The sequence below is a fragment of the Glutamicibacter arilaitensis Re117 genome (genome assembly GCF_000197735.1).
Taxonomy (GTDB): Bacteria; Actinomycetota; Actinomycetes; order Actinomycetales; family Micrococcaceae; genus Glutamicibacter; species Glutamicibacter arilaitensis.
Map to the genome: position 1 here is coordinate 1 of NC_014548.1, position 8528 is coordinate 8528.

Below are 8528 nucleotides of genomic sequence, written 5' to 3' on the forward strand. Positions count from 1 at the left end.
AAAAAATGTTTCGCAGGTAGACAGCCCCGCTATGGTTGATGAAATCTGGAGATTCCCCAGACACATCACTTGCGAAAGATCGTTCATGAATACTGAAGAAAATGCAGTACAAAAAAGTTCCGCTCCCACATGGCTCGGGTGGATCGGTGCGGTGACTACGGCGCTTGGTCTTTTCCTCCTCCTGCGCCCCATTAATAACTGTGGGTCAGTTTTTGCACCTGATTTGGGCACCGCTAGAGTTGTTGATGCTTTTGCTGGAACGACTTATTCAACACGTCGGTGCATTGAGCAGTTGGACGCGGCCACAGTCCCCGCCTGGGTTATTGCGTGTGCTGGGCTCTTGCTCATTATTGCTGCGATCATCGTGTCGGTCATGACCAATCGTCAGCCAACATTGGCAGCCGTACCTGCAGCTGGTGAACCGTCGTTGGCAGAAGAATTAGAGAAGCTTGCCGCCCTGATGAACAGTGGTGCAATCACTGAGGCAGAGTTCGAGCGTTCTAAGGCTTCCATCTTGGGCAGAAAGGGATAGATTCCTTTCCCGCTGGTCGGGCTATGCCTCGGGGCTGATGGCTAGTTCATTCCCCGAGGCATACATCAAGGATTCCCTTTGAGTACAAAAGGAACCCTCATTCTTCAACGCCAGATGTGGCTGCCTTGAAGTAGCCGAAGGCATTAGCTGGGACGTGATCTCATGCTGTTTGGGAGTTGGGCGATCTTCTCTGCAAAAGTGGTGGCATCGGGGAGGTCTGGACGGTCGAGCGACTTATTGCTCCGGATAAGCGCCGCGTTCTGCAGGCGATATACATTGCGAACTCGCTCCTTGGCGAAGCTGCCTTGGCCTTTGTAGCTGGGGACGGCTTCTTTACGCACATAAAGGAGGCCCATCTCTATGAGTTCCTTTGTGCCGCGTGTGCGCATGGGTCCGCTGACGGCGTACCACTTCTGGAAAATTTCCACGCTCCACCATTGCTCTGTTCCCTCCGCAAGGGTGGTGGGGACACCTGACCCGGAATCCAGGAGAAGAAAGAGCATGACGAGAGCTCCGGAGGACATCCGTTGAGCGTAGGCCCTGTGATCGGTCCAGAGAGTCACCGGCATCTTGAAGTAGCGGTCTCTTTCCTTGCCTCCAATCATGGAAGCCTCCGACGGGGGAAGATACTTCGAACCGTCGCCTGACTCATCGAGCAGGGTGATCAAGGAGGAATCGCCTCTGGAGCGGGTGAGCTTGACGAGCTTCAAATCCTCCAGAAGATTCAGAGCGTTGGTGATCCGACGAGCCCCTTTGCGATCAGGATCAGACAAGCCAAGTAATGCCGCCCACTTCCTGGGTGCGATGCTCGTGTTGAACGGCTTCGCAGAACAACGCCAGATCAATGCGACGTACAACTTGGCTGCCACTGCCCCACCACGGCCACCACGGCTAACAATCTCGGCTAGGGGGGCTGGAGATCCCCCGTCGCCGTTTCGTACGAAGGCACGGCGGATGGGGATGTTGGTCCGTGCCGGCGCAGCCTCGAAAATCTCCTTCGCCAGAGCGACGGATCCTTGGTATTCGGGGTATTCGGGGGCGAGGAGGGAGGCCAATGGGCCCATTTCAGCACTTGCTGCCGAGTTGGCTGCTATTGAGTTATCTACGGCAATATCATTGTCCTTCATACTTCCAATGTAATCGACTGACCAAGTAATCAACAAACGTTGCGGCGTAGAAACAACTAAATCTAAGTAACTAGGTGGATAATTTTCACTGATCCTCTAAATCCCGCGGATTACTAGGGCAAACGGAGGATTCGTGCTAGGCTGGTTGAACACGAGGCCGACCAAGGTGTCTGATCGGCAAACGAACTGCGTTTGCTAAAGGAGACGTTCGGCTTCGTGAGTTAGAAGAAGAGCAGAAGAATCACGGCATTCTCGCTCCTGTGAGAGAAGCGCTCCGATCGTTTGGATCGGGAAGCGACCTTGTTGTAGCGGAGCTTCTAATGAGCGAGGGCCCCAGGTGGAACTGGGGCCCTCGCTTTTTAAGATCGATCAGCGGAAGCTGTTCCGCATCCACGACCTAGGCGGCAAGCTCGGCCTCTTCAACATCATCTTCCTCGAAGATGCAGTCGATGATGTCGTCGATGTGAAACTTCATCTTTTCATCGGGCTTCAAGAAGGCAAAGACGGCGTAGTTATCGAGGATTCCAATCAGTTGGTCCCCTTTTCGATGAGTAACAGTCACCCACATTCGCTCCCCGGGGGAGCGTGCTACCGACCACATGAGTTTCACCCTGTCTCCTGGGCGAATGGCTGATTTGGATTCTCTATCCGGGATTTCGAAGGTGTGTGGCGACTCGCGATGGGATTTTAGTCCAGATTCTAGGGTGCATCGATGCCAGACATATCTTCCCCAGAACCACTCGATATGCACTGGGAGTCCAGTTCGAAGTGCGACCTCGAATTGCTGAGCTACCCAGAAAAGACGATCCCAACGTGGTACCTCGTAGAGCTCTGCTTGAAGTTCCCTGCGGCGGTCTAAATCAGGGATCAGGCGAACAATTAACGCCAGAACCATTCCGGGAGCAAACCCGAAAACAGCGATTGCCACCATAAAGGTGCCAATCGCTCCCTGTGCGATGAGAAGATCACTAATCACGCGAAAGCCACCCCAATTCCCTTGAATCGCTGCTCTGCCGCGGCTTTGCGCGCGAGGGTGCCAAGATTCGAGCGTCCTTGCTCCGTAAGGGTGTAGTAACGGCGGGGTGGCCTCTTTTGACCCTCCACCCTTTCCTCCCAATGGTCATCAAGCCATCCTTCGTTCATCAACCGATCCAACTGTGGATACAGGACGCCCGAACGGACCCCCGAACGCTTTGAAAGCGCATAGCCCCATACTTGACCGTCGTTCTCCCGGTCCATTTCAAGGATCGCCATGGCGACCATAACTAACGAATGGGTGATCTTCATAGGTCTTACTATACCTATGTAGACTTGAGTTTTCCACCCTCCCCGATGCGCTACCGTTCTCGACCTTCATCGCGGCTAGGCTGTAGCGGTGTGTACGGACGCACCACAGGCACAATGCCCTTTGACGGGCTGCGGGTCGTGGGTGGGTTCGGGAAGTTCGCCTCGCGCATCTCCCGAATCCGCGCCCTATGTGCTTCCAGTTCGCGCCGTTCGGCCTCTTTCACCGCCCTGTGTGAACCCAGGGCGTGGGCTTTGCCTCTGGCTTCTTCGCGCTCCGCCGTGACGGCCAGTTTCGGCTGGATACGCCTTCGTGGAGCCTTCTCCAGGCCGTTCTCTTGTTCCAGGCGCGTGCAGGCGCTCTGCGCGGCCCGGCGGTCGTTCCGGCCGTGCCAGACATCCCCCACATCACTCACGCGTGAGACCACGATATGCACGTGGTCATCCCCATGACGCACCATCACCCACGGATGCTCCGCATAGCCCATGCCTTCAGCGAACGACTGCCCAACATCAGCCCATTCTTCATTAGTCAGCGTCCTATCAGCCTTGGTATTGCGTAAGGAAGCATGCCAGACCGGGTTCTTGATCTCCGGGCGCGTGTTCAACGCCTTACGCAGCTCACCAGCCCACCACCGCGGATCAGTCTGCCCCTCGGCACCAATATTTGACCCGACCACCACACCGCCAGAGACCCGCTGCCCTGCCGCTGTATAGGTGTGTTCATTCGCTTTGCCTGGACCGTGCAAATACGCTCCAATATCCCCAGGGTTCTTACCCCGCGTGATTTTCGCGATCACGGCAGCTCACCGCGCACCCGCGCCAATTCCTCCCGCGTTGCCTGCACAGCGTCCAGCAGCTCAGTACTGGGCACGGTCTGCCCAGAGTTCACCGCTCGCATCAACTGGTTCAAGTTCGACCCAACCCGGCCCAGATCCGCGCGCAACCGCGCCACTTCCGCCCCAGCGCCCGGGGTGGGTTCGGTGGCCAGTGACTCGAGCAGTCGTTCCCGCGCCCACACTGACACCCGCCGGCCCCCAGCCGCAGTGGCCAGGGTTTCATGTTCCTCATCCGACAAAGACAGGGAAACACGCTTCGTGCGCGGGTGCTCCACCGTAGGCCGGCCACCCTTACGCGGCTCATAAACCACCCGCGCAGCCTCGGCCGCAGCAGCCTCCACGGCTTCCCGTTCCCGCCAAGCAGCTTCCTGCTCCGGCGTGCGCACGAACGGGTTAGGCGGTGAAGCCGGGGGTGTTTTCTTCCGAGAAAACAGAGCCATGTGAACCGTCCTTTACGAAGACCGCGAAGCGGTCGAGAACAAGCCCTCCGCAGGAGCAAGGGGCGATTAGCCGGAACGAAAACTGTCAGCGAGGCACGAGCGGTACGACAGTTTTCCGTTACGGATAATCATACCTTGCATCTGTTTGCGCGCGTCCGACCGTGGAGGATAACGCCGCGCGCAAACAGGGGGCCGGACACGGGACCGACGACCCCCAAGTGCACACGCGGAGGGCGCGGGGCCGGCCCATCGACCGCAGCGCAGCGGAGGTTGATTCCAGGGCACCTGCGAAGCGTGCCCTGGGTTCCGTCGAGGTGCTTGAGCCTTGGGTCCATGGCGAGGGCAAGGTGAACGGGTGGGAGTGAAGGTGCCTGGATAACACATTTTTATGGAAGTCGCCATACTACTTTAGTAGGAGGTAAATTTATAATAGGGTGTTTCATCAGGGGTAGCTTAAACTAATTGGATTAGATATGTTTTAAGGAAAGATGCCCCAGAGACCAGCTGGGGCAGTTCACGCTCATTTGGAGAGCAAAAATGAAGAATAAGTTTGTGAACGCTTCTATCGCTGCGGTCCTGGCCTGTGGACTGACCTTCACAGTACTTCCCGCATCAGCGTCGACGCCTGCCCAGCTCAATCCAGGGGCGGCGACAGTGGCAAATGAATCGGTCACTGATGCTGAAGTCGACAAGTTGGCCAAGGATCTCGAAGCGCTTTTCACGCATGGAATCACTCAAAATGAAGACGGTTCGTTCCGTGTTGATGAAAAGAGCATCATCAAGCATTTTGGTGAAGTGAAAGGCAAGCAGATCATTGCCCAGTTCCGTGCCCAGGTGCCGCAGACTCACATCGGCAATATTCCCGTTGCGTCAGCTGCAAGCTATGGCCAGTGCGTTTTGAACTTCACTGGATTCGGAGCCCTCTTCGGAGCTTCTGAAGGAACGATTCTGGGCTACATCAACCGCAAGGATTGGAATAAGGCTGCTCAAACTATGGTGAAGTTCTTGGGCAAGCAGGCAGTTAAGGGCGGTGTAGTCGGTCTGGCCGCGTCGCTCGCCGCAGCGGGGGCCTGGTGCGCGACCCCTTGGGCAAAATAATCCGCTCTTTTCCGGAAGGTGATCTCAATGCAAAATGAAGGAATGTTCGGGATGTCCGCAGGACTGAAAATCACTGTATCGGCGTGTTTTACCGTCGGATCAATTTTTACCGGGGCGAATGGGTTAACAGTGGTTTCCCTGATCGCGGCCCTCGCTGCTGTTGTGTCAGGTGTCCTGGCTGTGGCCGAGGTAAGCCGAGAATCCAACAAAGCAGGATTTATTCTCGGGATCGTCGCTAGCGTGATCTCCGTGATGGGTACCGCGTTCGTCTTGACCGCAAGCGCAGCGTTGCCTTTGGCAGTTACTGCTGGAATTGCCCTAGTGCCTGTGTTGTTGTGGATTGCTCTAGCTGTGGTTCATAGCAAAGCAGGAGAAGCGAAAGCTTTAAGCTAGTTCGAATAAAGGGTCGGGGTTGAGAAGCCTATAAGAAATTCTCAACCCCGACCCTTGTTTTAACCTAGGGGCATTAAAGGCCTTCACTTCGTTCAGACTCTTTTTTATTACTGCCCAGCCCCGTTTCTGACGTTGACAGTAAGCCGGAGGGGTGCAACCGCAGAGGGAGCAGAGGGAGGGCTGAGGGCAGAGTCTTGCCTTGATAGTCCAACTAAGGGTTGGACAGTCAAGACAAGCAAAGGTGATGGGTTACCGCGTCGGTCGCGTCGGTCGGTTCATCGGTTGGCAGGATAGTGCTCCTGCACGCTTGGCATGGGGCATTACTTCCATGCAGTGGCGGCGTGTTCCGTAAGCTCTTGATGTGTTGCCCTCTTGTCATCGAGGGGCTTCATAACCGTGATTCCAGATTCGGCACTTCTTCGCGCTCATGGATCACTCAACATGAGCAGCATCTGGCTGGTTTACGGATCGAAAGGGAGAACTGGCTCTAACCCAGGAAGGTGGCCGTGTGAGGGCCTTAGCGTGTTTGTTTTAGTCGGTATTCTCGACACGCGGGTGGCGCTTACTCCGCGTACGTCTGGAAGTCGTTGGCGCGACTTTGGTAGACTGACTCTATAGTTATTTTGACAAACTTAATGATCCCCGATTGGTTGGCGCCGATCGGGGATTTCCCTTTTAACGGCGTGGCGCTGACCACTGCAGACCCTGATCCAGGGGCTCACGGTAATTTGGAGATATGGCTCAACGTCCTGCACATAAACCACCCACGATGGGTCTAACTCAAGCAGCAAAGGCTTGCGGAGTATCGGTCTCCACTTTGCGCCGGCGCAAAGATCAACTGGTGGCAGCAGGCACAAAAATCACCGATAAAGGGTGGCAAATCCCTATCCCCGCCTTGGTATCCCTCGGCTACTTATCCGGTACCACCCCTGCCAGTGACACCCCTCCACAAAAACCAATGACACCCCCCGTGGAACACCCTCTGATATCCCCAGTGATGCCCCCTGTTGAGATCCCCTCAAACGAGCTGGAAACGCTCAGGTTGAAACTGGTGGAAGCAGAGACTCGCGCCCAAGTCGCAGAAGCAATATCAGCCGAAAGAGAGCGCATCATCCAGGTCCAGGCAACAGCTCTCAGGATGTTGGAAAGGGGTACCAGTGATACCCCTACCAAGAAACCAGCTGAAGGGGTACCAGATACCCCCTCTGACACCCCCCTTGATACCCCAGTGACACCCCCTGAAAATCCTCACATTCCAGCTCCAAAACCACCTTCACGAGGGATCTTCAAAAAGCTCTTTGGATTCGGTCGGAACTAGGCTTCGATAGCTTCGCGTGGAGCAATTGAAGAGTCATTGAGCAGTCGCTGCAGCGTCACCGAGCTAAGAACAGATCGCACTGTAGAGGCATGCCAGCGCACGCCCTTGGCTGTTGGCACTTGCTCGGCTTCCAGGCGCTCAACGATTTGCCGCAGCGAAAGCCCTCCCCGATGTAAATCATGAATGCGCAGCATGACAGCATGTGGCAACACCGAGACCCGGCCCATGTGCTGACCATCCGCTGCCTTCTGTTGCATGGCTTCAGATGTTCGCTTCCCAATCAGCTTTCGCTCGATCTCGGCGAAGTTCAATGCCATATTGAACAACCCAGCACCCATCACTGTCGCGGTATCAACTCCCAGATCTAGGCAGATGATCCTCCATCCCTGGCGCTGAGAATCAGCCAGAATCCGTGTACCGTCCTCCATGCTGCGCGAAAGCCGGTCGAGCTTCGCCACCATCAGCCCGTCAAATGACCCATCTTTCAATGCTGCGAGTAGCTGCTGCATCAAAGGCCTTTTCGTCATGGTCGCCGCTGAGACCGCAAGCTCTTCAACCAGGGTCAGCTCATACCCCTTTAGAAGAGCCTCCCGTTCAAGTGCAGCCCGCTGCATTTCTGGACTGATGTCTTGCTTGTCCGTAGAAACTCGAACGTATCCCGCGATCTTGAGTGGTCCACTCTGTGCATCCTTCATGAGCTAACCGTACAAAAAGGGGGCCCTTTATCTACAGCTTTCAATGGTTTCGAGTGCGAACTTTGCCGAACTTCACTGCGTAAGCCCAAACGGACGTTTGGTATAACGTGTGGTCATGAAGAGAACCTACGCCGTAATCACGGCGCTTGCTGCTGCGCTTAGCCTTGCCTCGTGCTCTGCCAAAACTACGGACCCGCTATCGGAGCTGCGCAGCGCGATCAACGCAGGAAAAGAATGCCCCGAGCTGTTCCCGCTCTTGAAAGCAATCCCTAACTCCGATGAAGCGCAAGGAGAAATGCGCAACATCGGCTGCTACACCGTGTCATCTACACGAACCGATGCTGAACGATCTAAAACTGCTCCAAATAGCGATTGGATTGGTGTCCCCGATGGCAAGCGCGTTGAGGTCTCGAACGAATGTCTGGATGCATCAAAGCAAGCCGCAAACGAAGTGAACTCCGACGCAGCAGAGCCGCTGATCCGGCGAACACTGGAAGCGTGCCAGAGCACGAACGAATGGTTGAGCGCGCTAGCGAAATACCCGGGCGTCATGGGCATGGTTGAAGGGTACATTCCATCAGTAACAGACATTGAAGTCGCATGTGGGGTTCATCCGGATACTGCTGTTTGCAAGGATTACGGAATGCTCGAAACCGCTGGTTAATTAGTGGCACACTGTAGATCCTGGAATTCGGTATGAGCTGTGTCTGGTTATCCTTCATCGTCCGCAGCGAGGGGGATCTAGGATCTGTCGGCTAGGAGGATTTGCAGGCCATGCAACAAATACGGCGGTACGAAGGCC

General features: G+C 55.5%; 10 protein-coding genes. 4 read left to right on the top strand and 6 right to left on the bottom strand.

Translation table 11 applies throughout. The features are described from left to right. Window positions 1-85 precede the first annotated feature (85 nt). Window positions 86-532, top strand: a complete 447-nt coding sequence (locus AARI_RS19975; protein WP_013347345.1) for an SHOCT domain-containing protein — start codon at window positions 86-88, stop codon at window positions 530-532. Window positions 533-675: 143 nt separating this feature from the next. Here the strand turns inward: AARI_RS19975 and AARI_RS00275 are convergent, their stop codons facing one another. From AARI_RS00275 to AARI_RS19510, 5 genes are all read right to left on the bottom strand, one after another. Beyond that, window positions 676-1659, bottom strand: coding sequence for a hypothetical protein (locus tag AARI_RS00275; RefSeq protein ID WP_013347346.1), 984 nt, complete (start codon window positions 1657-1659; stop codon window positions 676-678). Window positions 1660-2056: 397 nt separating this feature from the next. After that, complete coding sequence (locus AARI_RS19505; protein WP_049862515.1) at window positions 2057-2635, bottom strand: hypothetical protein; 579 nt, start codon at window positions 2633-2635, stop codon at window positions 2057-2059. Next, window positions 2632-2946 carry a helix-turn-helix transcriptional regulator gene (locus AARI_RS00285; RefSeq protein ID WP_013347349.1) on the bottom strand — a complete coding sequence of 105 codons (315 nt, stop codon included), beginning with the start codon at window positions 2944-2946 and terminating at the stop codon, window positions 2632-2634. Before AARI_RS00285 ends, AARI_RS19505 begins: the two co-directional genes overlap by 4 nt. Window positions 2947-2996: 50 nt before the next feature. Next, window positions 2997-3743, bottom strand: a complete 747-nt coding sequence (locus tag AARI_RS00290; RefSeq protein WP_013347350.1) for a relaxase/mobilization nuclease domain-containing protein — start codon at window positions 3741-3743, stop codon at window positions 2997-2999. Next, on the bottom strand, window positions 3740-4222 hold the full coding sequence (locus AARI_RS19510) for a plasmid mobilization protein (RefSeq protein ID WP_013347351.1): 483 nt from the start codon (window positions 4220-4222) through the stop codon (window positions 3740-3742). The genes AARI_RS00290 and AARI_RS19510 overlap by 4 nt, the downstream gene beginning before the upstream one ends. A gap of 537 nt (window positions 4223-4759) precedes the next feature. Here AARI_RS19510 and AARI_RS18315 point away from each other — a divergent pair. Beyond that, window positions 4760-5320, top strand: a complete 561-nt coding sequence (locus AARI_RS18315) for a hypothetical protein (RefSeq protein WP_049862516.1) — start codon at window positions 4760-4762, stop codon at window positions 5318-5320. Between the two features lie 27 nt (window positions 5321-5347). Continuing rightward, entirely contained in the window at window positions 5348-5713 is a 366-nt protein-coding gene (locus AARI_RS00310) for a hypothetical protein (protein WP_157867053.1), read from the top strand. A 1314-nt stretch (window positions 5714-7027) separates the two neighbouring features. On the opposite strand, the gene AARI_RS00315 is transcribed toward AARI_RS00310, so the two are convergent. After that, window positions 7028-7726: a recombinase family protein gene (locus tag AARI_RS00315; RefSeq protein ID WP_013347356.1), complete on the bottom strand. Its 699-nt coding sequence runs from the start codon at window positions 7724-7726 to the stop codon at window positions 7028-7030. A gap of 115 nt (window positions 7727-7841) precedes the next feature. On the opposite strand from AARI_RS00315, the gene AARI_RS00320 reads away from it, so the two are divergent. Next, window positions 7842-8390: a hypothetical protein gene (locus AARI_RS00320; RefSeq protein ID WP_013347357.1), complete on the top strand. Its 549-nt coding sequence runs from the start codon at window positions 7842-7844 to the stop codon at window positions 8388-8390. Window positions 8391-8528: the final 138 nt, after the last annotated feature.